The sequence below is a fragment of the Budvicia aquatica DSM 5075 = ATCC 35567 genome (genome assembly GCF_000427805.1).
In the GTDB taxonomy this organism is placed as follows: Bacteria; Pseudomonadota; Gammaproteobacteria; order Enterobacterales; family Enterobacteriaceae; genus Budvicia; species Budvicia aquatica.
The window spans coordinates 1-26,089 of sequence record NZ_ATYS01000027.1 but is presented as its reverse complement, the minus strand read 5'-3'; the positions used below and the strand labels follow the sequence as shown (position 1 = coordinate 26,089).

Genomic DNA, 26,089 nt, shown 5'->3' with positions numbered 1-26,089 from the left:
ACCAACGACGTTAGTTAAGTGTGTTAATCGCCCCTTCTTAGCCAGTTAGCCGGGAAGGGGCAATCAAGTTTTAAAGAGAAGCTTATGGCTGAATACAAGCGGGTAATGAAAGCCCCGGGAAGACAGGGCGATATTATTTTCAGTGCGCTGGTTAAACTGGCTGCGCTGATCACGCTATTGTTATTGGGCGGCATTATTGTGTCGCTGATTATTGCTTCATGGCCCAGCATCCAGAAGTTTGGTCTCAGCTTTTTGTGGACTAAAGAATGGAATCCTCCGGCCGATGAGTTCGGTGCATTAGTGCCGATTTACGGTACCCTGGTAACATCGTTTATTGCGCTGATTATTGCCGTTCCGGTCAGTTTTGGTATCGCTCTGTTTTTGACTGAGCTGGCACCAGGCTGGTTAAAGCGTCCGCTGGGTATCGCCATTGAGCTGTTGGCCGCTATTCCAAGCATCGTTTACGGTATGTGGGGCCTGTTTATCTTTGCCCCGCTATTTGCCAAATACTTCCAACAGCCGGTTGGCGACGTGATGTCTAATATTCCGATTGTTGGCACACTGTTCTCTGGCCCGGCCTTTGGTATTGGTATTTTAGCCGCCGGAATTATTCTGGCCATTATGATTATTCCTTACATCGCAGCGGTAATGCGCGATGTATTTGAACAAACCCCCGTTCTGCTTAAAGAGTCAGCCTACGGTATTGGTTGTACTACATGGGAAGTTATCCGCAATATTGTCCTGCCATACACCAAGAATGGGGTTATTGGCGGCATTATGCTAGGGCTGGGGCGTGCACTGGGTGAAACCATGGCGGTCACCTTTGTGATTGGTAATACCTACCAGTTGGACAGCTTCTCATTATTTATGCCGGGTAACAGTATTACCTCGGCGCTGGCCAATGAGTTTGCGGAAGCGGAGTCTGGTTTACATACTTCGGCACTGATGGAACTGGGGCTGATTCTGTTTGCCATTACCTTTATCGTTCTCTCACTTTCTAAGCTGATGATTTCACGCTTAAACAAAAATGAGGGGAGCTAATATGTCTGATATTCATCAATCTAATATGGCATCCCTGGATCAAAGCCGGCAGCGTATGCAAGCCTGGCGTCGCCAGAAGAACCGCGCAGCCTTACTGGTTTCTATGCTGGCCATGGCTTTTGGCCTGTTTTGGTTAATTTGGATTTTATTCTCTACCATCACCAAGGGCATCGACGGTATGTCGCTGGCGCTGTTCACTGAAATGACGCCGCCACCTAATACTGCCGGTGGCGGTTTAGCCAACGCCATTGCCGGTAGTGGATTACTGATTTTATGGGCCACGGTGATTGGTACCCCACTCGGTATTCTGGCGGGAATTTATCTGGCGGAATATGGCCGCAAGTCCTGGCTGGCTTCGGTGGTTCGCTTTATTAACGATATTTTATTGTCGGCACCGTCAATCGTGGTTGGCCTGTTTGTATACACCATTGTGGTGATGCAGATGGAGCGCTTCTCCGGCTGGGCCGGCGTGATTGCTTTGGCGCTATTACAGATACCGATCGTTATCCGTACCACGGAGAATATGTTGCGTTTGGTACCGGATAGCCTGCGTGAAGCCGCTTACGCCTTGGGGACGCCAAAATGGAAAATCATTTTATCGCTGACCCTCAAAGCGTCGACTTCCGGTATTGTCACCGGCGTGCTGTTAGCCATTGCCCGTATTGCCGGCGAGACCGCTCCGCTACTGTTTACCGCACTCTCTAATCAGTTCTGGAGCCTTGACCTGAGTCACCCTATTGCCAACTTGCCGGTCACCATATTTAAGTTCGCCATGAGCCCGTTCTCAGAATGGCAGAGCCTGGCCTGGGCCGGTGTGTTACTGATTACGCTGTGCGTGCTGTTATTAAATATCCTGGCGCGGGTTGTGTTCGCCAAGAAGAAATATTAAGAGAGAATAATGAATCCGATGACTGATAACTTAACCGATAGCAAAATTCAGGTACGGGATCTGAACTTCCACTATGGCAAATTCCATGCCCTGAAGAATATCTCATTAGATATCGCTAAAAATCAGGTAACGGCGTTTATCGGCCCGTCCGGCTGTGGTAAATCAACGCTGCTGCGTACGTTTAACAAAATGTATCAGCTCTATCCTGAGCAGGTTGCTACCGGTCAAATTCTTCTGGACGGGCAGAATATCCTTGAAGATAACCAGGATGTGGCGCTGCTGCGGGCCAAGGTCGGTATGGTATTCCAAAAGCCAACGCCGTTTCCGATGTCAATTTATGACAATATTGCCTTTGGGGTTCGCCTGTTTGAGCGCCTTTCCCGGGCTGAAATGGATGAGCGGGTGCAGTGGGCATTAACCAAAGCTGCCCTGTGGAATGAAACCAAAGATAAGCTGAACCAGAGCGGTTATAGCCTGTCCGGCGGTCAACAACAGCGGTTATGTATTGCCCGCGGTATTGCTATCCGCCCTGACGTGTTACTGCTTGATGAACCCTGTTCCGCACTCGATCCAATTTCTACCGGTCGAATTGAAGAGTTGATTAGTGAACTGAAGTCAGAATATACCGTAGTGATCGTTACCCATAATATGCAGCAGGCTGCACGCTGTTCAGACAATACGGCATTTATGTATTTGGGTGAGCTGATTGAGTATTCCAATACTGATATGTTGTTCACCACGCCACAAAAGAAACAGACTGAAGATTACATCACTGGCCGCTACGGTTGATAACGGAGAATCTCATGGAAAACCTTAATTTAGGCAAACATATTTCAGGCCAGTTTAACGCCGAACTGGAGCATATCCGTACTCAGGTCATGGTGATGGGCGGACTGGTAGAACAGCAGCTTACTGATGCGATTAATGCTATGCATCAGGCTGATGAAGAGCTGGCCCGACGGGTTATTGAAGACGACCATAAAGTGAATAGCATGGAAGTGGCGATCGACGAAGCCTGCGTGCGAATTATCGCTAAACGTCAGCCGACCGCCAGTGATTTGCGTCTGGTGATGGCGATTACTAAAACGGTATCTGAGCTGGAGCGTATCGGTGACGTGGCTGATAAAATCTGCCGCATGGCGCTGGAGAAGTTTTCTCAGCAGCATAAACCTTTGCTGGTTAATCTTGAGTCACTGGGCCGCCATACGGTACAAATGTTGCACGATGCGCTGGACGCTTTTGCCCGTATGGATATCGATGAAGCGGTACGGATATATCGGGAAGATAAGAAAGTCGATCAGGAGTATGAAGGCATTATTCGCCAGTTAATGACCTATATGATGGAAGATCCGCGATCGATTCCCAGCGTATTAACTGCGCTGGCCTGCGCCCGCTCGATTGAGCGCATCGGTGACCGTTGCCAGAATATCTGTGAGTTTATTTTCTACTTCGTTAAGGGGCAGGACTTCCGCCACCGTAGCGGAGAGGAAATTGAGAACTTACTGGCTAAAAAATAGAATGTTTTACAACCAATTAGCAAATCCCTTTAGATTAATCTGAGGGGATTTTTTATCCGAGTGATTAAGAATTTAAATAGCACCTTCTGGGTACCAGGTAACGCTGATAAAAAACTGGGGAATACTCGGCCACTGACTGCGTTCGTTGGTTAGGGTTTCACCCGAAGTCATGGTGATATCATAATATTGGTTGCTGATTTTATCGAGATAGTGGCCACGTCCATCGCGGTTTTGTCGAAAATCGGAGCGGTCAACGGGCTCCCAACCACAGCAGAGATAATAGAGTGGTTTCATATCAAAGCGTTCCTGCAGCCATTTTTCTGCCTGAGCGGCATTTTTGCCAGAAACCAGATAGTTGGTAATAAAATGCTCTTGCCCGCTTTCAATATGCTCACAGTTTTTTAGCGTGATTATCGACGGAACAGGTCCAAACTCGGCCAAGGTGTTCGGGCAGTCTGCAGCATTAACCATTGAGGTCAGGGATAATAATAACAGGCTTAATCGCCAGCGCATTTATCTCTCCTGAGATGAGGGCATCCATTATCATATGGCTGGTAAGGTAAATGAGATTAGGCTGGGCTGCAAATAGTTTAGTTGGAACTTCAGCGCCGGCTTTGACCCTGAAGTTCTCGATCACCGCCGCAAACAAACCTGCGGCAGGCCTTGCGTTTCCGGATGGTCGCAGACGCAGAGGTCAGCCTGATACCAGCGGGTTAGCAGTTCGCTATTTAAGACCTCCTTTGGCGTGCCGGATGCTACCAGCGTTCCCTGATGAAGCAGCAATATTTTATCCGCATACAGTGCGGCAAGATTAAGATCGTGCAGTACGGTACAGACTGAGAACGGCGCTTCTCGGGTCATTTTCTTCAACAGGCGCAGGGTTTGCTGCTGATGATAGAGATCCAACGCGGATGTTGGCTCATCCAGAAACAGATAGCGTTGCTCCGGCGATGAATTCCACAGCTGGGCCATTAAGCGACCCAACTGAACCCGCTGTTTTTCTCCGCCTGAAAGCTGATTGTAATTGCGCTTAAGTAACGGGCCGCACTCGGTCATTTCAACCGCACAATCAATCGCCTGTTGATTAGACTTATTGATACCGTAAGGTGCGCGGCCCATAGCAATAACATCGCTCACGCTAAACGGGAAGGAGAGCCCGCTCTGCTGGTTCATCACTCCGCGCACTTTAGCCAGTTCTTTGTGAGGCCACTGAGACATACACCGGCCCTGTAGAAAACAGTTTCCGCTGTCGGGTTTTAAGTACCCTGTCAGGATGCGTAATAGCGTTGATTTACCGGCGCCGTTCGGGCCAATAATCGTCACCAGTTCTCCGGGAACTAAGTTCAATGAGACGTTATTAACGATGGTGTTATTTAACCGCCGATAGACCAGATTGTCAGCCTTAAGCATGACCGCCCCCCTTTTGACGTAGGATTAACCATAAAAAGTAAGGGCCGCCTAACAGGCTGGTTAATAACCCTACCGGAATTTCAGCCGGCGATGCGATAGTCCGGGCAAGGGTATCGGCAATCAGCAGTAAACAGGCGCCACCAAGGACAGACCCGGGTAACAGCCAGCGATGATCCGGTCCGAGCTGTAAGCGAATCAGATGCGGAACCACTAAGCCAATAAATCCGATGGCCCCGCTCATTGCCACTGATGTACCGACCAATAGCGCACTGAGCAGTAACAGACGGCGTTTAACCGCTTCAACATTAACGCCAAGATAGTGGGCTTCTTCATCGCCTAGCTGAAGCAGATTGAGTAAACGGGATAACCTCAGGCAGGCAATAACGGCCGGAACGATCAGCGAGGCTGCAATGGCTAATGTCGGCCACTGGGCTTGACCCAGACTCCCCATACTCCATAAAGAGAACTGCCGCAGCTGTTGATCATCACTGATATAGCTGAGTACGCCGATAGCAGCACCGGCCAAAGCATTAATAGCAATACCGGCAAGTAACAGACGGGTCAGATTACCGTGGCCACGCTGGCTTAATGCATATAACAGCATGCAAACGGCAAAGCTGCCGATAAACGCTGCCAGCGTATGACCATACATCATCAGAACCGCTGGCAGAGGAAGTGGAATCAAAATAGCAAAGGCTACGCATAGCGCAGCCCCGGTACTGATACCCAACAAGCCCGGATCGGCGAGCGGGTTGCGGAACAATCCTTGCATTACTGCACCCGATACCGCCAATGCTCCGCCAATTAATACCGCCAGCAGTACTCTGGGTAGACGGATATGTAGCCAGATATTCCAGCTTCCTTCATCCAGAGAATTAGTCAACAAGGTATATAACGACAGCTTGACCGGGCCTAAATTTGCGGCACTTAGGGTCAGAATGACCAGCAGAACCAGCATCATGGCTAACCAGCTGCGCGGTGAAAGGCGGATATTCATCAGCGATTGTCTTCCATAGACTTATGCAGTGTTGAGATGACTTCAGGGGTTTTCAGGCTAAATCCGAGCGACGCCAGATCGTCAACCACCAAGAATCGTCTGTTTTTACCTGCCGGCGTTTGGCTGATTCCCGGCAGCTGCCAGATTTTCTCTTCGCCTCCCAGAGATTCATAACCTGCGGTGGTTAATAACAGTAGTTCAGGTGCTGCGGCGATAATTCCTTCCTGAGACAGCGGGCGATATTTATTAAACCCCTGCATGGCATTAGTACCGCCGGCGAAACCAATAATGGCATCAGCTGCGGTATTTTGGCCGGCAGCCATTGGGGTTGTGCCGCTGTAATTCATCACAAACAACACTTTAGTCGAGAGTTTGTTTTTAGGCATAGCGGCCAACTGCTGCTCATAATGAGCAATCAATTGTTGGCCTTCCTGCTCTTTACCTAATGCTTGAGCGACGGTACTGATTTTCTTTGGTACGGTTTCCAGTGCCGGTAGCCCCGGAATGCTGACAACGTTAATACCGCTGTTTCTTACCTGTTCCAGCGCCAGCGCAGGCAAAGACTGATCGCTGGCCAGAATTAAAGTAGGTTTCAGGGAAAGGATGCCTTCGGCATTAAGCTGGCGCATATAGCCAATATCCGGCAGGGCTTTTGCCGCTTCCGGATAGGTGCTGGTTGAGTCACGCCCGATCAGTTCTGATTGGGCATTCAATGCATAGATAATTTCAGTGACGTCACCGCCGATACTGACGATCCGCTCATTCGCCTGAGCGGATTGAGCGGAGAGTACCAACAGTGCGCAGCATGCCACGATCCCGCGCGCGATGGATAAAATCATGCGAACACCATTTGCTGTTGCAATAGGGTTTCGATTTGGTCGCGCCATTTTTGTTGTTCCGGCTGGCCTTCAGTACGTTGACCATAGAGCTGGGCGATCTGGGTTCCATCGTGAGAGAACAGTTCCAGACTGGTGACATGGCCGTCTTTAGTTGGCTTGCGGGTAATCCAACTCTCAACGATATCAGTCTCAATCAGGTGCAGAACGAACTTCTTATTGAAGATGTTTAGCCACTCTTCATGAGGCATGATTTTTTCTATCTTTCCGGTGAAGATTTGTACGCAACCACGGTTACCGACGAAAACCATGATTTCATTTTGGTCATTCTTCGCCATCTGTAGCAGCTGTCTTAGCGCCTGATTATCAACGCGCTGGGCCAGATCGCCGTCTACGGCATGGAATGCTTGCTGACGGGTAATACCATGCTTGCGCAATAAATTAAAAAACTGGTGAACATCAGTCATTGCACGCCACTCACTGTCGATGGCCTTGCTGTCGATAACGTTTTCTTCGCTGCTTTCGGCCGGGTTATTGACCGATAGCTCCAGCGCTGGATTATCTTGTTGGGTGAACAGGGTAACGACTTTGTGCCACTCGTCCATATTGGTATTGTCGGTGTTATAGACTTTATGTACTGCATCGCCATAGCCGTCAAAGAACTGGATGCTATAGCGGGTACCGCGCTTACTCTCTTCAGTTAATGCAAAAGCACTGTGCCATTGATTGAGAAACAGGCGTAAATCAAGATCGTAAGGATTGAGGATTAATCCGGCGTGACCGCTAAGGTGTTGGTTTTGATAACTTCCCAGATGCTCATGGACGGCATGTTCATTTCTGGTAATGGCTTTAGTTTCGGCCACATTTTCCAGCGCGGCTAACAGCGCCCGGATATCACCATTAAGGCGAACAGCATCCTGGCCAACGCGGGCATGCAGTAATTCAGCTTCGCTGATATTAAGCACCTTAGCCAAGTCTCTGGCATATTTTTCAGGATGTTGCTGTTTAGCCTGTAAGTAATTTTGGTATAGAGAAGTTGTCATTTTTCGTTCCTGTCTGAGTGTGGCTTCCCCGGCCATCAGGCCGGAGAAGGGGTAAAAAGTTAGGGATCAGAATTGATAACTGGCGAATAGTTTAAGGTTACGTCCATCTTGTAAGGCTCCGTTTGGTGCGTAGTACTCTTTATCGAAGGCGTTGCCAATCACCACGCTGGTGGTCAGGCGGTCTGAGAGAATTTCAGGCTTATAGCTGATATAGAAGTCATGGGTGGCATAGCCTCTTTGCGGTGTCGGTGTATCGTTAATCCGATCGGCAAATATGCCCATCCAACCAACGGCAGCATTAGTATTGCCTAGCGGTACGTTCAGACGAGTTGAAACCGTGTCCGGGTTGACGGTCGATAACCATTCACCGGTGTCATCATTTTTACCGCTGGTGCGGTTATAGGCGACGCTCAGGTCGAAGAAACGACTTTGATAGTCCATCATCATGTCCCATCCCCAAATTTTGGCATTAGGAATGTTGACTGAGGTGGTTTCACAAGGTGCACAAATTACGCCCACGCCCGGCCGATAGCCGACCTGCATATTCACATTGGTTGAGATGTAATCTTCAGCTTTAGTTCCGAAGTAACTGGCTTTGAATTTCAGGTCATCGTCAGCCAGCAGGACGTTATCAAAGCGCAGGCCAAAACCAACCTCTTGAGTGGCGTTTGTTTCGGGTTTTAAGTTCGGGTTTGGTTTCCAATAGTTGTTCATATTCGGCCCCATGCTGAAGTGCAGGGAGTCGTTATACATTTCGCCCATGGTCGGAGCCCGGAAGGCTTCAGCATAAGACGCAAACAGGCTTAGCCATTCAGTCGGGAAGATGGACATTGCCACTTTAGGTGACCATTTGTCGGCGGTAATATTCTCGTAGCCGCTGCTTTCTGCTTTATAGTCGTCATAACGAATGGCGCCAATAAAGGATACTGGCAGATCGCGTAGCGTGATTTCGTCTTGTAACCAGCCGGAAGCAAAGCGAATTTCAGCATCAGGGAAGCTGGTGGTTGCACCGCTCGGCGTTTGCTTTTGCTTATAGGTTTCAGCACCATAGGTCAGCTGACTTGGGGCAAAACTTTCTTGTAAAAAGCGAGAGCGGTTATCGACTTTAATCCCTTCGGTCTTCTGCTTACGGTCTTCACTTTTGCCACCGGTCGGATCTGAATTTATTTGAGTTTCTGAATAATAAATTCGGGTCGAAGCATTTAGCCAGTCCATATCTGCCGGGTTAATCTTATACACTAACTGAGCATCTTTATTTTCGGTGGTTCTGTCAGTCATCACGTCAGTTTTCGTGCCGTTAGGCTGCAGATTTTGCGGGTTTTTCGGTTCTCTGGCGTCGTTATTGTAATAACGCAGATTTGTTGAAAGTGACTGAGCATCATCGATATTCCAGGTGCCTTTAGCCAGCATAGAACCAATTTGTTCGTCATTAGGTGCGGTTTCACCGTTACTCAACCTAAGATTACCTTTATCCCGATAGTTGGCAGAGAACAGGCCATCAAAACTTTCGGTACGGCCAAAGGTGGTCAGGCCCATACTTTGGCTGTGGTCCAACGTTGCCCCAGAGGTAAATAGACGCACGCCACCCTGTTCACCCGGGCGCAGCAAATCTTTAGCATCAACGGTTTCAAACGAAATAACCCCGCCTAATGCACCGCTACCGTATAACTGGGCGGCCGGGCCTCTGACGACTTCAACGCGCTTAATCAGTGCCGGATCGAGAAATATTCCGTTCAGGTGTCCGGTATCCGTTCCCTGACGTATACCATCAACCAGCGTTAATACCCCGCGTTTGTCATAGCCACGCATATTAATATCCTGGCCGTTACTGCGACCGGTTCCGGTAATAGTGATGCCGGGAATTGAACGCAGTAAGTCAGCAGCGCTATTGGCGGCCAGATTTTCTGGTGCATTAGCATCGACGATGGTGACCATCATTGGGGCTTCAAACGCATTACGATCGTTGCCGGTTGCGGTAACGGTCATGGTCTCGGTGTTTTTTGAGCTATTGGTTTGAGCATTAGCCACTACCGGAAGTGCGCAAATAATGGCAATACTTAAAGATGACAGGCGAAGCATACTGCAACTCTCCATTTGGTTTTCATTGGTGAAGTTGCTGGCTGCCTTGACTTATTATCCAACGCTCGGCGTGATAGCACTATTACGGCTATTTCAGTGACGTTGGATAATGATATTTATCGTCTGGGTGGCTGGCTAATGTTATGTTTTATACCCTTGATACTTCAAATTGCAGGTGCGTTGGCCGCCTTCCTGCACTTCGAACTATTTAGGGTGTCTTTAGTTAAAATTTATTTGGTTAAAATTAATTTTCCGGCTTTGGTTATCCGCAACTGATATTGTTGATCCTGATGCTGAATCAGTAATATTCCGGATGCCCCTAGCAGCTGTCGGCTATTAATCAATGGCAACTGAGTCGCGGAATCTTTCTTTTGGAGTGATTCAGAACTGTCTTCCCGATCTGGAATTTTCATAGGATTACGTTATTTGAATGATAACTAATTTCAGTTTGATAATCATTATCATTTAAAAATAAACGTTCAACAAGTATTAATTTTGTGATGATGGTTGCGTTAATGAAATGTTATTGTTGCGCAGTGAGTAATGGCGTGGATTAGCCCCTGTATGTTAAAAAACCAGAATAAATGAAGGGGGTTATTATTTTTCGGTACTACTCAACATCCCGTTTGTGCTGATTATAGCTAGCTTATATATCGGTGAAAGGGTTAGCGTCAGGAAATTGAATACGCTGTTTTTTTAACGGCATTAGTCCAAGTAACGTTGAGTTTAGTGATAACATTTTCTTCACATGGCCTTGGCTAAATCTCTGGTCTGGTCAGGGGATTGGAACCAGCCAGAATAATCATCTCCCCTGTTCAATGCGCTTTATCCTTCAAAAGTATCCCGTGAATTGTTTGAAGATCGTAAATCATCCTTGATCAACAAATGAAATGTTATATCATAACATTTCATTTGTTGTTGATTGCTTAGGAGAACGTTATGACATCAAAATTTTTATCTGCCTTCTTGTTTAGTCTTGGGGGCTTAGTGATGAGTATTCCGCTATTTGCCAATGCTCATAATCATGGGGTACCGCTAACGGAGATCGAACAAAAAGCCAGTGAAGGTATTTTTGAAAATAAAGACGTCCAAGATAGGCCGTTAAGCGATTGGGATGGGGTTTGGGAGTCACTGAATTCTTATTTATTAAACGGGGATTTAGATCCGGTTTTAGAGCAAAAAGCGAAGAAAGGCGATAAAACCGTTGAGCAATACAGAGCGTATTATCAAACAGGGTACGCGACAAATATTGACATGATTGGTATTGAAAAAAACGTTATTGAGTTTCACGTCGGCAAGGCGATGGGCTCGTGTAAGTATACCTACTCAGGATTTAAAATACTCAATTACGCTTCAGGTAAAAAGGGGGTTCGCTACCTGTTTGAATGCCAGGAAAGCCAATCCAAAGCACCGAAATATGTTCAATTCAGTGACCATATTATCGGCCCGAAAAAATCTCAGCATTTCCATATTTACATGGGGAATGAATCTCAGGAAGCTTTACTCAACGAAATGAATAACTGGCCAACATTCTATCCGTATTCTTTAACTAAAGACCAAATTGTTGATGAAATGCTACATCATTAACACACTGAGCTTATTGGTTTTTATGTCAAATAACCATGAACCATTTAGCGATACCAATATTAGCTAAGCAGGCTACCATAAGAGCGTAATCAGCTTATTTGGAAAAAGAAAAAGGTTGATGCCCTTAACTGCCGGGTTTAGGGCTATTCGAAAGTAAGTTAAATCATACAGCCAACAACGGCTATCCGGTCACGGTCTTGATTTGGATTCAGTAACGCTAACAGCCAGCTAAAATCGTTTTCTAGATCTCTTAGCGAAAATTGTTGCCCCCAAAGCGTAACGGCCAGATAGCCAGCGGCAAATGAGCCGGTCTGCCAGCTTTGAATAGGGGATTGAGTCTGACAATCATGGCATTTAAGGTGACTGATACCCTGATCGTGCCAGATTCCTAAAGCACTAGAAATAGCATCCTGTCTGGCGGCTATTTCATCTTCACTGCGGGCATTATCTTCTTCAACGGCCCAGCCAAAGCTGCTTTTATTATGGCAGTGGGGGCATTGGATGTTAAATCCACCGTCGTAGTTCATAAACAGGCCGTTGGTGCTTTTTTCTGACGCCGTGAGGTAATAATTACCTTGTGAATCAACACCCCAGCCATACCCTCTTACCGAAATGGTCATGCCGCTATAAAGTGACTGATTAAACGGTGACGACGCAACGTCATCTTGGCAAGGTTGCCTGAATTCCGGATGGAACGGAAATATTGAATCTGAACAAATAGTCATACAGCTTTCGGCGTTGATGATTCTATCGTTGATTAACTTAGACAATATATCGGGTGCGGTTCTGATCGCATTTGACTGTGAAATAAATGTATCAACCAGAAAGGTACAATAATCACCCATAACAACATCCTTATTTTCTTATTTGTTTTGCGATACACATAATAATCTTTTATCCGGCTGAGATCTGTTTTTACATCTTTAGGCACTTATTGTAGTGCCAATCCAATAAGCTAAGGTGTTTTTTGCATTGTTATAACTAAAAGGAATATCAAAGCTGTTTATGTTATTTAACTTCCTATAAGACTTAGTATTAACTCATGATCAACAAGCCGAAAAAATAAATTAACAACGACAAACATCAGGATGCCAGCCATGAAATTTTCATTAAAACAAAGCGTTATATCATTAACTTTATTGGCGGGCCTTTCGAGCATTGCCACCATGGCTCATGCCGATAAGCTGGACGATATTAAAAAAGCCGGCGTAGTCAATATTGCCGTGTTTGATAGCAATCCTCCGTTTGGTTACGTTGACCCGGAAACCAAGAAAATTGTTGGCTATGACGTTGATATTGCTAATGCTATTGGTAAAGCTTTGGGGGTTAAAGTTGAACTGACGGCAACGAATCCGGCTAACCGTATTCCACTGCTGTCATCTAAAAAAGTGGATCTGATTGCTGCGAACTTCACCATTACAGACCAGCGCGCTAAAGAAGTCGATTTTAGCGTGCCTTACTTCGCCACCGGACAAAAATTTATTGCTCGTAAAGGCGTGTTAAAACAGCCTGATGATATTGCTAAATTACGCATTGGGGCTGATAAAGGCACCGTTCAGGAAATCACGCTGCGCGACAACTACCCGACAGCTAAAGTGATCTCTTATGACGATACACCGGTCGCTTTTACCGCACTGCGTAACGGTAACGTTCAAGCCATTACTCAAGATGATGCTAAATTAGTCGGCCTGTTGGCTAATCTGCCTGATGCGGTTAAAGCTGATTTCGAAATATCTCCGTTCAGCATCACCAAAGAGTACCAAGGTGTGGGTATCACCAAAGGGGAAACCCGTTTGGTTGAAGCCGTAGACAGCGCGCTGCTGGCCTTAGAGAAAGATGGCGAAGCTAATACCATTTACAATCGCTGGTTCGGACCTGAAACCAAATCATCTATGCCACGCGGTGACTTTAAATTTGGCCCGGTGCCGGCAGTTGCTCCCGCTAAAAGTTAATTAAAACTTGAGTTAATCGAGTTTAGAGAAAGACAAATAGGGACCCGCTTCGGTGAGTCCCTATTTTGGGTTTAGATTGGTTTGGCTTTGGCATTTTTTAGGCTCGTTCTGAGTAGGTTAGCCTTAGTAGAGAAAACCAATAGCCAGTTCACGGTCAAGTTCAAGGACCGGATCCCGTTTTTCAACGGGATGACGATCCTACGGCAAGAACAAAGAGCTAAGAACAGCAAACCACTCCCATGTATTAAAATAATAAGCTGGCAGCATGATAAGACAAACACTGACGGAATTAGTACTCGAACCCCGATATCTCGGGTGGCTATGGGATGGCTTTTTGATCACTATCGGTTTATCCGCTGTGACCATTGTTGCCGCAACGCTGCTGGGCTTTATTATTGCTGCAGCACGGGATAGTAAGCTGGCCATTCTCCAGTGGCCGGTTATCGCTTATTGCACCTTATTTCGTAACACGCCACTGCTGGTCCAGCTGTTTTTCTGGTATTTCGGCGTAGGTAAACTGCTGCCTGAAGGCGTGATCCCTTGGCTTAATACTCCCCATGAAGTCGAGGTGTTCGGTACGACTCTGGCGTGGCCATCATTTGAGTTTATCGCCGGTATTTTTGGCCTGACCTTATACTTCGCTGCATTTATTGCTGAAGAGATTCGCGCCGGTATTCGCGGTGTGGCGACCGGTCAAAAATATGCTGCCATGGCTTTAGGTTTAAGCGGGTGGCAGGCGATGCGCTATGTTGTGCTGCCACAGGCTTTGAAAATATCTTTTCCGCCGTTGCTGGGGCAATACATGAACATTGTGAAAAGCTCGTCTTTGACAATGGCTATCGGCGTGGCAGAGCTCTCTTATGCTTCACGTCAGGTTGAAACCGAAACTCTGCGGGCGTTTCAGGCATTTGGCGTGGCGACGGTGTTATATATTGTGGCGATTGCCCTGATGGAAGCTTGGGGGCTTTGGTATGAACAGCGTTTATTAGCTAAGGGACGTCGTTAATATGGACTTCACTATTATTTATGACAATCTGGATTACATGCTTTGGGGTGCCTATCCGGATGGCCCCATCGGTGGTGCTGCTCTGACGCTGATCATTAGCCTGGCAGCCGGTATAATTTCAGCTATTTTGGGTGTGGTATTAGGCGTGGCCTTAGCGATGTTTCGCGGTTGGCCCGCTGCGGCACTGGCTGCCTTCCTCGGTTTTTTCCGTGCTATTCCGGTGATTATGCTGATTTTCTGGGCTTACTTTATGCTGCCGATGTTATTCGGTATTGATATTCCGGCGATTACCTCGGTCGTTTGCGCATTAGCCTTGATCTCTGCCGCTTATTTAGCCCATGGGGTAAAAGCCGGCATTGTGGCTATTGGTGAAGGCCAATGGCAGGCGGGTATGTCATTGGGACTTACCCGCTGGGACGTTTTATGGTGGGTTATTTTGCCGCAGGCGTTACGCATGATGGTGCCGTCGTTTATTAATCAGTGGATATCGCTGATCAAAGATACCTCGCTGGCTTACATTGTCGGCGTGGGAGAGTTAACGTTTCTGGCCACTCAGGTGAATAACCGCAGCATGATCTATCCGACAGAAGTTTTCTTGTTTATTGCACTGGTCTATTTCATCTTCTGTTTACTGCTGGATGTTGCTGCCAATCAGGTCAGCAAGCGTTATTCATCGCTGGAACCCAAAGCTAAACGTTCTCTGTTTGCCTGGTTATCTAAGTCACCGCTGGGCGTTCATTAGTCAGGTGGCGGTTGGTGGGATTTGCGGGCCAAAAACCAATAAGAGTAGATTGCGTTAAATAGTACCACCGCGGCCGTGATTAAAAATACGGCCCGGAAGCCAAAGCTTGCCGCCACGCTTGACCCCAATAGTGGCCCGCTGACGTTACCGATATCGCGGAAAGACTGGTTATAGCTAAAAATTCGGCCTGCAACCTGGTTTGTACAGTTATAGATCAGCAGAGTCTGAACGGCCGGTAGCATTGCGCCGTCAGCGACACCGAGCAAGAAACGCAGTGCTGCGAGCTGCCATGGCGTTTGTACAAAGGCCATCGGCACCAGTACGACAATGGAGAAGATCAACATTGCAATCAGGATACGTTCGGGGCCGATACGGTCGCCTAATTTACCTAGGCGTGGGGCACTGAGCAGTGCGGCAAATCCCGGAACTGAAGCAATAAATCCGCTGACAAAGGCCAGATTATTAATATTGCCTGATATCTCTCGCACATACAGCGTCAAAATCGGTGCGATAGAACCGGTCGCCACTTGAATAATCATGGTGGTGACAAATAGCCCCAGTACCAGCCGGGGTTTAGTTAAGGTGGCAAAAACCTGTTTCCCGTTGAGCATGTCTTTTTTATGTACCGGGGTGAACTGCTCTTTTACCGCATACAGCGTCATGAAGAAGCACAGGAATAACACGCCTGCGGTGATAAAGAAAACCGGGCGCAGCCCGTAGCTGTCTGCCAGCAGGCCGCCGATTACCGGCCCGAGCAAGGCCCCGCTTACGCCGCCGGTTGATAGTGTGCCTAATGCCCACCCGCTGCGGTTGCGCGGAACCTGAGTAGCAATTAACGCGTTAGCATTGGGAATAAAGCCACCTAACACGCCAAGCAGTGCACGCAGCGCCAGAAATTGCCAGATATTCTGGGCAAATCCCATCAGTACCATCACAATCCCCATACCCAACGCTGAACGTAACAGCATCAGCTTACGGCCTCGCCGATCTGCCAGACTTCCCCAGAACGGTGAGGCTAAGGCTGAGAATAAGAAGGTGATACTAAAAACCAATCCGGACCAAAGGTTCAGTTCTCGATGGCCGGTTACACCTAACTGCTCCACATAAAGCGGTAAGAAAGGCATGACCAGACTGAAGGCGGCTCCGGTGAGAAAACAGCCGAGCCAGACAACAAAAAGATTACGTTGCCAGTTGATGTTGGGAGCGACAATGATCGTTTCGGGCTCTGTTGGCATGTCAGACCTTTATCGGATTGAACAAGAACACCGTACACAAAAACAGTTGCGGAAATGATAGTGAGCAAGGTAACTATATCAATGAATTATGCGCTAGTGCTGACAGCTCTGCAAATGGCCTCATTCTGTTGATAAAGTTTAGCCCTTCATCATCACTCTGCTGAAAAACAGAATGGCAGTGAAGGGCCAGACGTAGATTAATTAGACTGATGACAAACTTCTAACATTCAGGCTTGGTAAATATTCCAGCCTCTGGCTTTCCATAACTCAGGTAACTCAGCCATATCATGGAACGTGGTTACCAGCGGATGATCGATCGGCTGATTGTGCGGATCGGCACAAAAGTAAAATACCGGAATACCTGCTGCGATACCCGCATGAGCACCGGCAACAGAGTCTTCAATTAGAATACATCTATCTAATGGAATCGACAGCTTATCGCTGGCAAGCTGTAACAGGGCTGGGTCCGGCTTCCAACGCTGGATATCAAAGGCGCTGTAGAGATGATCGCCGAAGAAGTCGATCAATTTAGTCAGGCCTAAGGAGTGCTGCATTTTGGTGACCGGGCCGTTTGATACCACCGCCATAGGCACAGTAATGCCTTCGAGTAACGGTCTGATGCCTTTAATCGGTTGCAGGCTCAGTTCAAACAGGCGAGCCATATCCTGACGATACTCTTTCTCTAGCTTTTCATCCGGTTGGTCCAGACCGTATGTTTCCCTGACCTGTGCAAAGACTTTATACAGATTGGTGCCTTTAAACTGTTTAATGCACTCTTCAGTCGATAGAGGGATGCCATAGCTCATAAAAACGTTTGAGAAAGACTCACAACATAAAATTTCACTGTCTACTAAGGTGCCGTCGCTGTCGAACAGCACGCATTCAACCGGTTGCATAATACATTCCTTTATTGAGTATTTTGAGTGTTCAAATCATATCGCATTGATCATATTAAAACACCGTTTCAAAAAATGATAGCCCTTTGTTTATTTAGAATTTTCTTACCTTCAGTTATTTTTCAGCCTTTGGAGAGTCGAAATTAATGTTAAGTTGATGGATAAATTTATAAATAAACCATGTAATCGTTTGCGTATTTTGGTATATCTAGCGGCCTTGATTTCAATTTTCACCATTCTTCCGGACATCAAAATGAGTAAACCACTTTCTGGTCAGGCCGACGGGCAGGGGCTATTTGAGCGCTTGTTTCAGTTAAAACAGCATGGAACCACTGTGCGCACTGAGTTTGTCGCTGGCTTCACCACATTTTTAACGATGGTGTATATCGTTTTTGTTAACCCACAGATCTTAGGGGTTGCAGGAATGGATACTGAGGCGGTTTTTGTCACCACCTGTCTAGTTGCCGCTTTTGGTAGTATTTTTATGGGGTTATTCGCTAACCTGCCGGTTGCTTTGGCGCCGGCAATGGGGCTGAATGCCTTCTTCGCCTTCGTGGTGGTTGGCGCTATGGGGCACTCATGGCAGGTTGCTATGGGGGCGGTATTCTGGGGATCGTTCGGCTTCCTGTTATTGACGCTGTTTCGCATCCGTTACTGGATGATTTCCAGTATTCCGGTCAGCCTGCGAGTGGGAATTACCAGCGGTATCGGCCTGTTTATCGGCATGATGGGGCTGAAGAACGCCGGTATTATTGTTTCTAACCCGGACACGCTGGTTGCTATCGGTAACCTGACCTCGCTGAACGTATCGCTGGGTATTCTGGGCTTCTTTATTATTGCCATTCTGGCGGCCAAGAATATTCATGCGGCAGTGCTGGTTTCAATCGTTGTTACTACCGTCATTGGCCTGATTTTGGGTGACGTAAAGTATTTCGGCATCATTGCCACGCCGCCAAGCGTGATGAGCATTGTGGGCCAGGTCGACGTTAAGGGCGCATTGGATATCGGCTTAGCTGGGGTGATTTTCTCGTTTATGCTGATCAACCTGTTTGACTCATCGGGTACGCTGATTGCCGTGACCGACAAAGCCGGGCTTGCGGATGAAAGCGGCAAATTCCCGCGTATGAAGCAGGCGCTGTTGGTTGACAGTATTACCTCTTCCGCCGGTGCTTATTTGGGAACGTCATCGATATCGACCTATATCGAAAGCTCGTCCGGTGTTTCTGTTGGTGGGCGAACCGGCCTGACTGCCGTTGTGGTTGGCCTGTGCTTTATGGGGGTTATCTTCCTGTCACCGCTGGCAAAAATGGTTCAGCCTTATGCGGTTGCCGGTGCGCTGATTTACGTTGGTGTTCTGATGACATCCAGCCTGTCGCGGGTTAAGTGGAATGATTTAACGGAAGCGACCCCGGCATTTATTACCGCGGTGATGATGCCGTTTACCTTCTCCATTACTGAAGGTATTGCCCTTGGTTTTATCTCTTACTGTGTGATGAAAGCCGGTTCCGGCCGTTGGAAAGAGATCAGCCCTTGTGTCTTAGTGGTTGCCATTATGTTCTTGTTTAAAATTATTTTTATTGACCATTAATTAGACCCAAAATAATTCGAGCCGCATCGCGGTGGCAAGAAAGCAAGTCCCGATGAGCTTACTCAGGTAAGTGATTATTAGGCCCATTAATGGGCCTAACCCCTTCGGGGCCGCTGCCAGCAGCGTTCAAATCTACTTACAGCAGATTTGTCGGGTGAGTGAACGCCGCCAACAAAGATGCAGCTTGAAGTATGACGAGTATAGATATTATCGCTAAATAAAAGCGCAACGCCTGTCAGGGCCTGCGCTTTTATTTTTTTATCCGTTGGTAATTATCGTGGCTATATTGCAATTATCTGGCATGGAATTAATCGCCTCCCAGCCGGTCGGATAAACGTTCAAAACTAGACCCAGCTCAAATAATTAAACTAAACAGTTGGGAATCCTTCGATGTGTATGTTGTTTGACAGTCATCGACGTTTGCCATTGTTAGAGTGCACCCAGATTAATTCTATTAAGTAATAACATATGGGTAGCACGATGAAAATTAAAAAACTAACGCCGTTTATTATGCACGTTCCTGTGACAAAAAATATTATTGGTGATTCAACCCATAGTATTACGCACTGGGGAATGCCGGGAGTGATGATCGAAACTGAGTGCGGTTTGGTTGGCTATGGTCATACCGGTACCCATGCCGATATCACTACCGATAAGCTGATCACCACCATTATTACCGACGTTTTCGGTCCGATGCTGATTGGCGAAGATCCGACTGAAGTTCGTCATTTACACCGTAAGCTGTCTCGCAGCTCAACCAATATTTGGGTTGGTCGTGGTGGTTTGATGCAAATGGCGCTGTCAGCGATTGATATCGCCCTTTGGGATCTTAAAGCCAAGCATGCCCAGCAGCCGCTATGGCAGCTGTTTGGTGGTTCAAAGCAGGCGAAGGTTGCGGCTTACAATACCGACTGTGGTTGGTTGGTGCGTGATACCGCAGAGCTGGTTGATGATTGTAAGAAGATGATTTTTGAAGAGGGCTTTAATGCCATCAAGATGAAAATCGGCAAGCCGGATCCGAAAGAAGATTTACGCCGTATTGAAGCAGTAAGACATGCGATTGGTGACGGTGCTCAACTGATGGTAGATGCCAATGCTAAGTGGGATATCAGCACTGCCAAGCAGTACGGCCCGCGTCTGGCTGACTATGACATTACCTGGTTTGAAGAGCCGATGTGGCACGATGATATTTCCAGCCATAAAGAGCTGGCTAAGCATATGACCACGCCGATTGCGCTAGGTGAATTACTGTATCAGTTTGATTCCTTTAAAGAGTTCGTACTGGCTGGTGCAGTGGACTATCTCCAGCCGGATGCTACCCGCTGCGGCGGCCTGACGGCGGTATGGGAAATCGCTGATTTAGGTATGGCGTTTAATCTGCCGGTAACACCGCATCACGGTGACATGATGCAGGCTCAGCTCCATCTGGTTATGGCCCATCCGGCCTGTTCATTGTTGGAATATATCCCGTGGACACTGGATTGCTTTGTTAATCCGGTGGTGGTGAAAGAGGGTGTGTATCAAGCTCCGACCGAACCGGGTGCCGGAACCACCTTACGTCAGGATGCTCTGGAACGTTTTAGTGTGAATTAAAAGAATAATTGCGTTAATAAATATTCAGCCGATTAATTAAATAAATTATTCCGGCTGAATATGCAGATATTTAATATGGGTATTTACTCAGGAAATAATACGTTTATAGATAACAGATTAATATTGGTACATTCTGTGTAATGTAATTGATATATAAGAAAATAAAAATGTAGTTAAACGCTATAGTTAAAAACTGTAAATATAATGACGATCCGTAAAATGAAAAAATTATATTTACGTTGCCAGATTTTTATTATCCGGGACCTACTTATTCATATTTTATCTTACCGGGTATAATAAAAATAACACTTATAGAGGCATATCATGGATAACAAATCTACAGACCATTTGTCTTCCGCTGTCGGTAAGTCGATAAAGCGGATAATACCAATGGTAACGCTAATGTTTATTTTAGCTTACCTCGACCGGGCTAATATCGGTTTTGCTAAACAGCAGTTTCAGTACGACACCGGTCTGAGTGATGCCGCTTACGCTTTTGGTGCTGGGATATTCTTTATCGGCTACGCCTTGTTTGAGGTGCCGAGTAATATCCTGCTGTATAAGGTCGGCGCAAGAATGTGGCTGAGCCGTATTATGGTGACCTGGGGTTTAGTCTCTTCGGCGATGATGTTTGCGCACACTGAGAACGTGTTTATTTTCCTGCGTTTCCTATTGGGTGTCAGTGAGGCCGGATTCTTCCCCGGCGTTATTCTCTATCTGACCTTCTGGTTCCCGCTAAATATTCGCGCCAGAGTCACCGGGTATTTTCTGTTTGGCGCTCCCTTGGCCTTTATTATCGGCGGCCCGCTTTCTGGCGCACTACTTGCGCTCGACAGTACGCCGTTTGCCTTTGGTCTTCACGGCTGGCAGATGATGTTCCTGGTTGAAGGCTTACTGGCATCGGTTGTTGGTATTTGGGTGTTCTTCTATCTCGACGATCGCCCGGAAAATGCCAAATGGCTTAGTGACGATGAAAAGAAAGCGCTTTCAGCCAAGCTGGAACAAGAAGATAACGCCAAAATTTCTCACGGGCCAAAAGGTGCATTAGCTGCCCTTATGGATATGAAAGTGCTCTATCTATGCCTGATTTGGTTTACGGTTCAGGTATGTGGATATGGTATCTACTTCTTCCTGCCAACTCAGATAGCGACGCTGATGGGAACTAAAGTTGGCCTGTTAGTGGGCTTCGTTACCGCTATTCCTCCACTCTGTGCTGCTATTGCCGTTTACTATATTCCGCGCCTGTCTGAAAAATTGGGTGAGCGCCGTATTGTTGCCGCAGTGACCTTTATGATTGGTGCATTGGGTATTGCTGTTTCCGGTTTTGCCGACAGCGTACCCGTTATCGCTATCACCGCGCTGTGCGTGGCTGCTGCCGGTCATCTCGCAATGCAGCCGCTGTACTGGACCTTCCCGTCATCTTATTTGGGGGGAACGGCTGCCGCATCGGGTATCGCACTGATTAACTCTATGGGGAATCTGGGGGGATTTGTTGCCCCGAATATCCGAGTTTGGGCTGAGCATACCTTTGACTCCGCCAGAGCGGGGCTCTACTTCCTTGCTTTAGTGACCTTTATCGGCGGGCTGATGATTTTGGCGCTGAGCAAAATGGGTATGGACAAGAAAATCTCTTAACTTAGACAACCGGGAATAAATTCAGGATTGCCACTGGTATGGCAATCCTGTTAATCGTTATCTTGATTTTTGCGGTGGCATTTATGAGCAAATTTATACTAATTCATCCCGACGATTCGGTGGTTATCGCGTTGGTACCTATGGCTGCCGGCGATCAACTCCGGGTCAAAGAGCGCACCATTACGCTATTACAAGATGTGGATAAAGGCGGAAAGGTTGCAATAACAGCGATGGCACAGGGCGAGCCGGTGGTGAAATACGGATGTCCGATTGGTCGGTTAACGGCTGCCGTGCAGGCCGGTGAGTGGGTGCATACTCATAATGTAAAAACGGCACTCTCCGATGAGCTTGAGTATCAATATCTACCGGACTTTCAGACGGTAACCACGGCATTTCCTGACCGCCAGATTAATGTATATCAGCGCCAAAACGGTGATATCGGTATTCGTAATGAGCTATGGGTTATTCCGACCGTTGGCTGTGTTAACGCAACTGCCCAGCAGATTGTGAATCAGTTTAAGGCGGCTAATCCGGCTGAAGACATCGATGGGGTTCATCTTTTTACCCATCCTTATGGCTGCTCTCAACTGGGTGATGACCATGAAAATACCCGAAAAATTCTGGCAGATATGGTGACTCACCCTAACGCCGGAGGGGTTTTGGTGATCGGTTTGGGCTGTGAGAATAATCAGGTTGATGCGTTTAGAGGCTTATTGGGTGAGGTCGATGCTTCTCGGGTTAAATTTATGGTCGCCCAGCAGGAAGGCGATGAAATTGAGGCCGGGTGCCAGTTGCTTGATCAAGTTTATCAGGTTATGCGCCACGATCGCCGCCAGCTAGCACCTATAGGTAAGCTGAAGGTTGGATTAGAGTGCGGTGGATCGGATGGCCTGTCTGGGATAACGGCGAATCCGTTGTTAGGGCGCTTTTCTGACTATCTGATCCTGATGGGGGGGAGCAGCGTATTGACGGAAGTACCGGAAATGTTCGGCGCAGAGCATATTATCTTTTCCCGCTGTAAAGATCGCCAGGTATTTGAAAAAGCGGTAAAGATGGTTAATGATTTTAAACGTTATTTTATCGAACATAATCAGCCGATTTATGAGAATCCGTCGCCGGGAAATAAAAAGGGCGGCATCACCACTCTGGAAGACAAATCTTTAGGCTGCACTCAAAAAGCGGGTTCCTCATCGGTGGTTAGCGTACTGGAATATGGCGAGAAGCTGACGGAGCCGGGCTTATCCTTACTGAGTGCACCGGGTAATGATGCAGTGGCAACCTCGGCACTGGCTGCGGCGGGCTGTCATATGGTGCTATTTTCGACCGGCAGAGGCACTCCGTACGGTGGCTTTGTGCCGACGGTAAAAATTTCTACTAATACTGACCTGTTTACCCGCAAGCCTCACTGGATAGATTTTAACGCGGGGTCTCTGGTTGAAGGGCTTAGCATGGACGATATGCTTGAATCCTTTATTGATGTTATCAGTGAGATAGCCGATGGAAAACAGAGTCGGAATGAGCTGAATAACTTTAGGGAGTTGGCAATATTTAAGAGTGGGGTGACCTTGTGATTGAGCTTAAATGTCTACAGGGTAAGGGGATGCGTAACGTTTTGTCCGCCAATGATAAGTCGTTTTTCTAAGCCAAGACACTCGCGGCCGAGCAAGGGGAATTAGGCCGAACCCCCTTGCATTTCCCCGGCTTCGCTACACATGTTGGCCGCTGGAAAGCAGCGGTAACCTCAGTCATTGGGAAGACTTAACGCACCGGCACGGACGTGCTCCGGGCACACCGTATCTTGCCCAGCATCCCTGCCGGGCATGCTATCTTCCCATTGCCTTCGGCAGCATTGGTTATGCTCGAAGTAAAGATCAACGGCAGCACTAGCTATAGGCGTAAAGTTCTTAGGGTTAATTAGCATCACATTAAGTGATATAAAAGAAATTCCAGTCTCTGTCCTGATACCAAAGGTGCATATGGTGAAATTATCTGAGAACGGTCAGTACTTATTGCAACCGCAGGGCGATGTGATTGCTCTGACCAGCCAGGCGTTGCTGGATATTCTTTCAACCAGCAGCTGGTTTAAGGAACTACCAGACTATCTGATTACCAAGATTATTGAGCTTTCAACCATCAAATATCATGAAGACGGGGACATCATTCATTATCAGGGGGATGCGTCTCAGGGGTTGTATGCGGTGCTGTCCGGGTCGGTTAAGGTCAGTTCTATTTCTGCCGATGGTAAAGAGTGCGTCTTTCGCTATTTATCACCCGGCAGTTGGTTTGGCGAAATAGGCATGCTGGATAAGTCCGCCAGAACTCACGATGCCAGAACCATCAATAAAACCATGCTGTTGGCACTGTCATCCAAAGACGTTCAGACCCTGCTTAATATGTACCCGATTTTCTACAAATTTCTGGCATTGCTGCTATGTCGGGTGGTGAGAAATGCCTTTACCATGCTTAACGACACCACGTTACTATCCGTGTCGGCAAGGCTGGCAAAACGGCTGATTAGTTTGGCTGATTCCTACGGTGAACCGCATGACAAGGGGATTCTGATCGGCTTGTATCTGACGCAGGACGATATGGCGACCATTATCAACGCTACCCGCCAGACGATTAATAAGCGGTTGGTAGACTGGCAGAAGCTGGGTTGGATTGATGCGAAGTACGGCAAGATATTGATTATGAATCCTGAAGCCTTAAAGCAGCTATATATGGATGAATAGCTGCTTTAAGGGGGAGATGAAAAGCCTATTTTACTCCAGGTTTTGAAATGTTTTCCGTGGTGCCTGCATCATCTTTTTTAGCTTCTTTACGTGCTTCTGAATACGCTTTGAGGAAAATGCTGAAGAACCCGTTTGTCGGGTACCAATTGCCCTCTTTTACTAATATTGGCATATCGATACTGAGTTCAAGTTGATCGCTCGGTTCTGACGTTATTTTTATCATTCGATCGTTGTAGCCAACCAGAATCGGACAGGTTAGGCGGTGTGGTGCTTCGGGATCGGGCTGACATTCATCAACAATCTTTATCCATGTCACTTTTTCTGGCAGCGTGTTGATATAAGGCGACGGTTTGCCAGTACCTATCATTTTTTCTAACTGTATCAGACCAGCCAAAAAGGCGACTTTTATTCTCTTATGATTGACTACCTGCGTTTTATAACCGGTATTCAGATCGTTAATTTTCTCGATTAGTTCATCTTTGCCATTGAGGTAAATCTCAAATCTACCGTTTTGGTTGGGTTTGATCTGATAGCTAATCTCTCCGGTAATATCTTCTGCATTTTCATCATTACCGTTAGCTTTATAGATAACTTTAGCGCTACAGCTCCTGATGCGTGATTGCTGGTCATATTGGGTCTCAACCATCTCAGTCAGCGCGTTATAGAGATATTCAGTGGGTGGTTCGTCATCCAGCAGGCTTTTTTCTCTTAAGTCAGCCTGTCTGCGTGGTGTAGACGAGGTTGTCTTGGTGCTGGCAAAGTTTGGGATTACTTTCTGTTGAATTTGTTGGCTATCGCATTCCGGCGCTTCTGTTGGCATGAGTTGCCATATCAGCAGGCCAGCGGCAATTGCAATAAACAGCAAAATTTTGAACCAACTGGTTGGTTTTTTCGGCGTTGAGGCCGCCTGCGAAGATGGTGGTGGCGTTTGGTTTGATGATTTCTTTAATTTATTCGACGCTTGGGTTGGCTGCGGCATCCGCTTGGTTTTCGCTGGCTTAGCCGCCGGTTCTGGTTTAATGATACTGCGGTTTTCTAACCACGTGAGTAGTTCATCATCATCTTTAAACTGCAGATCGGGCGTTTTGGCTAACGCTTTTTCTGCTTTTTTAAGCGCTTGCTTACCAATAACCCCGGCAGCATAAAGCTGCAACAGTTGCTCAAAATTATCTGAGTCAAGGGTAGCTTCTTTTTGGGTTTTATCCTTAATACTGCAAGGCTCAGGCTCAGGCTCAGGCTCAGGCTCAGGCTCAGGCTCAGGCTCAGGCTCAGGCTCAGGCTCAGGCTCAGGCTCAGGCTCAGGCTCAGGCT

24 protein-coding genes are annotated in these 26,089 nt (G+C 47.3%); 13 read left to right on the top strand and 11 right to left on the bottom strand.

Annotated elements, in window-relative coordinates; translation table 11 throughout:
* Positions 1–84 precede the first annotated feature (84 nt).
* The 4 genes from pstC to phoU are packed head-to-tail and all read left to right on the top strand — an operon-like array spanning position 85 to position 3,447.
* Complete coding sequence (gene pstC / locus YWE_RS27175; protein WP_036015897.1) at positions 85–1,041, top strand: phosphate ABC transporter permease PstC; 957 nt, start codon at positions 85–87, stop codon at positions 1,039–1,041.
* 1 nt (position 1,042) lies between these two features.
* Positions 1,043–1,930, top strand: coding sequence for a phosphate ABC transporter permease PstA (gene pstA, locus YWE_RS31210; protein WP_029094773.1), 888 nt, complete (start codon positions 1,043–1,045; stop codon positions 1,928–1,930).
* An 18-nt stretch (positions 1,931–1,948) separates the two neighbouring features.
* Positions 1,949–2,719: a phosphate ABC transporter ATP-binding protein PstB gene (pstB, locus tag YWE_RS31205; protein ID WP_029094772.1), complete on the top strand. Its 771-nt coding sequence runs from the start codon at positions 1,949–1,951 to the stop codon at positions 2,717–2,719.
* 14 nt (positions 2,720–2,733) lie between these two features.
* Complete coding sequence (gene phoU, locus YWE_RS0112090) at positions 2,734–3,447, top strand: phosphate signaling complex protein PhoU (protein ID WP_029094771.1); 714 nt, start codon at positions 2,734–2,736, stop codon at positions 3,445–3,447.
* Positions 3,448–3,519: 72 nt separating this feature from the next.
* Here the strand turns inward: phoU and YWE_RS0112085 are convergent, their stop codons facing one another.
* The 7 genes from YWE_RS0112085 to hemP all read right to left on the bottom strand — a co-directional run bounded on the left by YWE_RS0112085 (position 3,520) and on the right by hemP (position 10,225).
* Positions 3,520–3,960: a DUF4952 domain-containing protein gene (locus YWE_RS0112085; RefSeq protein ID WP_029094770.1), complete on the bottom strand. Its 441-nt coding sequence runs from the start codon at positions 3,958–3,960 to the stop codon at positions 3,520–3,522.
* Between the two features lie 120 nt (positions 3,961–4,080).
* Positions 4,081–4,812, bottom strand: a complete 732-nt coding sequence (locus tag YWE_RS0112080; RefSeq protein WP_428829265.1) for a heme ABC transporter ATP-binding protein — start codon at positions 4,810–4,812, stop codon at positions 4,081–4,083.
* Between the two features lie 37 nt (positions 4,813–4,849).
* On the bottom strand, positions 4,850–5,854 hold the full coding sequence (locus tag YWE_RS0112075) for a FecCD family ABC transporter permease (RefSeq protein ID WP_029094768.1): 1,005 nt from the start codon (positions 5,852–5,854) through the stop codon (positions 4,850–4,852).
* Positions 5,854–6,693, bottom strand: coding sequence for a heme/hemin ABC transporter substrate-binding protein (locus YWE_RS0112070; RefSeq protein WP_029094767.1), 840 nt, complete (start codon positions 6,691–6,693; stop codon positions 5,854–5,856). The genes YWE_RS0112075 and YWE_RS0112070 overlap by 1 nt, the downstream gene beginning before the upstream one ends.
* Complete coding sequence (locus YWE_RS0112065) at positions 6,690–7,733, bottom strand: hemin-degrading factor (protein ID WP_029094766.1); 1,044 nt, start codon at positions 7,731–7,733, stop codon at positions 6,690–6,692. Before YWE_RS0112065 ends, YWE_RS0112070 begins: the two co-directional genes overlap by 4 nt.
* Before the next feature lie 66 nt (positions 7,734–7,799).
* Entirely contained in the window at positions 7,800–9,812 is a 2,013-nt protein-coding gene (locus YWE_RS0112060; protein WP_169720474.1) for a TonB-dependent hemoglobin/transferrin/lactoferrin family receptor, read from the bottom strand.
* Positions 9,813–10,042: 230 nt separating this feature from the next.
* On the bottom strand, positions 10,043–10,225 hold the full coding sequence (gene hemP, locus YWE_RS29600; protein WP_071605865.1) for a hemin uptake protein HemP: 183 nt from the start codon (positions 10,223–10,225) through the stop codon (positions 10,043–10,045).
* Positions 10,226–10,751: 526 nt separating this feature from the next.
* Here hemP and zinT point away from each other — a divergent pair.
* Positions 10,752–11,399, top strand: a complete 648-nt coding sequence (gene zinT / locus YWE_RS0112050; RefSeq protein WP_029094763.1) for a metal-binding protein ZinT — start codon at positions 10,752–10,754, stop codon at positions 11,397–11,399.
* Between the two features lie 158 nt (positions 11,400–11,557).
* Here zinT and YWE_RS0112045 read toward each other — a convergent pair whose 3' ends face one another.
* Positions 11,558–12,244, bottom strand: coding sequence for a hypothetical protein (locus YWE_RS0112045; protein WP_029094762.1), 687 nt, complete (start codon positions 12,242–12,244; stop codon positions 11,558–11,560).
* Positions 12,245–12,496: 252 nt separating this feature from the next.
* On the opposite strand from YWE_RS0112045, the gene YWE_RS0112040 reads away from it, so the two are divergent.
* The 3 genes from YWE_RS0112040 (at position 12,497) to YWE_RS0112030 (ending at position 15,099) form a co-directional block, all read left to right on the top strand.
* Positions 12,497–13,351: an ABC transporter substrate-binding protein gene (locus YWE_RS0112040; protein ID WP_029094761.1), complete on the top strand. Its 855-nt coding sequence runs from the start codon at positions 12,497–12,499 to the stop codon at positions 13,349–13,351.
* A gap of 265 nt (positions 13,352–13,616) precedes the next feature.
* Positions 13,617–14,357, top strand: coding sequence for an amino acid ABC transporter permease (locus YWE_RS0112035; protein ID WP_029094760.1), 741 nt, complete (start codon positions 13,617–13,619; stop codon positions 14,355–14,357).
* A 1-nt stretch (position 14,358) separates the two neighbouring features.
* Positions 14,359–15,099 carry an amino acid ABC transporter permease gene (locus tag YWE_RS0112030; RefSeq protein WP_029094759.1) on the top strand — a complete coding sequence of 247 codons (741 nt, stop codon included), beginning with the start codon at positions 14,359–14,361 and terminating at the stop codon, positions 15,097–15,099.
* On the opposite strand, the gene mdtG is transcribed toward YWE_RS0112030, so the two are convergent.
* Positions 15,096–16,334: a multidrug efflux MFS transporter MdtG gene (gene mdtG, locus YWE_RS0112025; protein WP_029094758.1), complete on the bottom strand. Its 1,239-nt coding sequence runs from the start codon at positions 16,332–16,334 to the stop codon at positions 15,096–15,098. The two genes, YWE_RS0112030 and mdtG, sit on opposite strands and share 4 nt — an antisense overlap.
* Positions 16,335–16,561: 227 nt before the next feature.
* Positions 16,562–17,230 (bottom strand): 6-phosphogluconate phosphatase, encoded by a 669-nt coding sequence (gene yieH / locus YWE_RS0112020; protein ID WP_029094757.1) that lies wholly within the window; start codon positions 17,228–17,230, stop codon positions 16,562–16,564.
* A gap of 253 nt (positions 17,231–17,483) precedes the next feature.
* Here yieH and YWE_RS0112015 point away from each other — a divergent pair, with 253 nt between their 5' ends.
* The 5 genes from YWE_RS0112015 to YWE_RS0111995 all read left to right on the top strand — a co-directional run bounded on the left by YWE_RS0112015 (position 17,484) and on the right by YWE_RS0111995 (position 24,778).
* Positions 17,484–18,818, top strand: a complete 1,335-nt coding sequence (locus YWE_RS0112015) for an NCS2 family permease (protein ID WP_029094756.1) — start codon at positions 17,484–17,486, stop codon at positions 18,816–18,818.
* Between the two features lie 480 nt (positions 18,819–19,298).
* On the top strand, positions 19,299–20,411 hold the full coding sequence (locus tag YWE_RS0112010) for a mandelate racemase/muconate lactonizing enzyme family protein (protein WP_029094755.1): 1,113 nt from the start codon (positions 19,299–19,301) through the stop codon (positions 20,409–20,411).
* 324 nt (positions 20,412–20,735) lie between these two features.
* Positions 20,736–22,046, top strand: a complete 1,311-nt coding sequence (locus tag YWE_RS0112005) for an MFS transporter (protein WP_029094754.1) — start codon at positions 20,736–20,738, stop codon at positions 22,044–22,046.
* An 83-nt stretch (positions 22,047–22,129) separates the two neighbouring features.
* Positions 22,130–23,617, top strand: coding sequence for a UxaA family hydrolase (locus tag YWE_RS0112000; protein ID WP_029094753.1), 1,488 nt, complete (start codon positions 22,130–22,132; stop codon positions 23,615–23,617).
* 405 nt (positions 23,618–24,022) lie between these two features.
* The gene (locus YWE_RS0111995; RefSeq protein WP_036015891.1) at positions 24,023–24,778 is read left to right on the top strand and encodes a Crp/Fnr family transcriptional regulator; all 756 of its coding nucleotides are present in this window, start codon (positions 24,023–24,025) and stop codon (positions 24,776–24,778) included.
* Positions 24,779–24,803: 25 nt separating this feature from the next.
* Here YWE_RS0111995 and YWE_RS31200 read toward each other — a convergent pair.
* Positions 24,804–26,089, bottom strand: a 1,286-nt coding sequence (locus YWE_RS31200) for a hypothetical protein (RefSeq protein ID WP_036015888.1), incomplete at its 5' end; no start/stop codon positions are given.

Bases quoted from the DNA above. Each gene is read 5' to 3' on its own strand.
- YWE_RS0112045 (WP_029094762.1), bottom strand. From the start codon at position 12,244: ATGGGTGATTATTGTACCTTTCTGGTTGATACATTTATTTCACAGTCA.
- YWE_RS0111995 (WP_036015891.1), top strand. From the start codon at position 24,023: ATGGTGAAATTATCTGAGAACGGTCAGTACTTATTGCAACCGCAGGGC.
- YWE_RS0112030 (WP_029094759.1), top strand. From the start codon at position 14,359: ATGGACTTCACTATTATTTATGACAATCTGGATTACATGCTTTGGGGT.
- mdtG (WP_029094758.1), bottom strand. From the start codon at position 16,334: ATGCCAACAGAGCCCGAAACGATCATTGTCGCTCCCAACATCAACTGG.
- phoU (WP_029094771.1), top strand. From the start codon at position 2,734: ATGGAAAACCTTAATTTAGGCAAACATATTTCAGGCCAGTTTAACGCC.
- pstC (WP_036015897.1), top strand. From the start codon at position 85: ATGGCTGAATACAAGCGGGTAATGAAAGCCCCGGGAAGACAGGGCGAT.
- YWE_RS0112040 (WP_029094761.1), top strand. From the start codon at position 12,497: ATGAAATTTTCATTAAAACAAAGCGTTATATCATTAACTTTATTGGCG.
- YWE_RS0112065 (WP_029094766.1), bottom strand. From the start codon at position 7,733: ATGACAACTTCTCTATACCAAAATTACTTACAGGCTAAACAGCAACAT.
- YWE_RS0112000 (WP_029094753.1), top strand. From the start codon at position 22,130: ATGAGCAAATTTATACTAATTCATCCCGACGATTCGGTGGTTATCGCG.
- YWE_RS0112060 (WP_169720474.1), bottom strand. From the start codon at position 9,812: ATGCTTCGCCTGTCATCTTTAAGTATTGCCATTATTTGCGCACTTCCG.
- pstA (WP_029094773.1), top strand. From the start codon at position 1,043: ATGTCTGATATTCATCAATCTAATATGGCATCCCTGGATCAAAGCCGG.
- zinT (WP_029094763.1), top strand. From the start codon at position 10,752: ATGACATCAAAATTTTTATCTGCCTTCTTGTTTAGTCTTGGGGGCTTA.
- YWE_RS0112070 (WP_029094767.1), bottom strand. From the start codon at position 6,693: ATGATTTTATCCATCGCGCGCGGGATCGTGGCATGCTGCGCACTGTTG.
- YWE_RS0112085 (WP_029094770.1), bottom strand. From the start codon at position 3,960: ATGCGCTGGCGATTAAGCCTGTTATTATTATCCCTGACCTCAATGGTT.
- YWE_RS0112035 (WP_029094760.1), top strand. From the start codon at position 13,617: ATGATAAGACAAACACTGACGGAATTAGTACTCGAACCCCGATATCTC.
- yieH (WP_029094757.1), bottom strand. From the start codon at position 17,230: ATGCAACCGGTTGAATGCGTGCTGTTCGACAGCGACGGCACCTTAGTA.
- YWE_RS0112075 (WP_029094768.1), bottom strand. From the start codon at position 5,854: ATGAATATCCGCCTTTCACCGCGCAGCTGGTTAGCCATGATGCTGGTT.
- hemP (WP_071605865.1), bottom strand. From the start codon at position 10,225: ATGAAAATTCCAGATCGGGAAGACAGTTCTGAATCACTCCAAAAGAAA.
- YWE_RS0112015 (WP_029094756.1), top strand. From the start codon at position 17,484: ATGAGTAAACCACTTTCTGGTCAGGCCGACGGGCAGGGGCTATTTGAG.
- YWE_RS0112005 (WP_029094754.1), top strand. From the start codon at position 20,736: ATGGATAACAAATCTACAGACCATTTGTCTTCCGCTGTCGGTAAGTCG.
- YWE_RS0112010 (WP_029094755.1), top strand. From the start codon at position 19,299: ATGAAAATTAAAAAACTAACGCCGTTTATTATGCACGTTCCTGTGACA.
- pstB (WP_029094772.1), top strand. From the start codon at position 1,949: ATGACTGATAACTTAACCGATAGCAAAATTCAGGTACGGGATCTGAAC.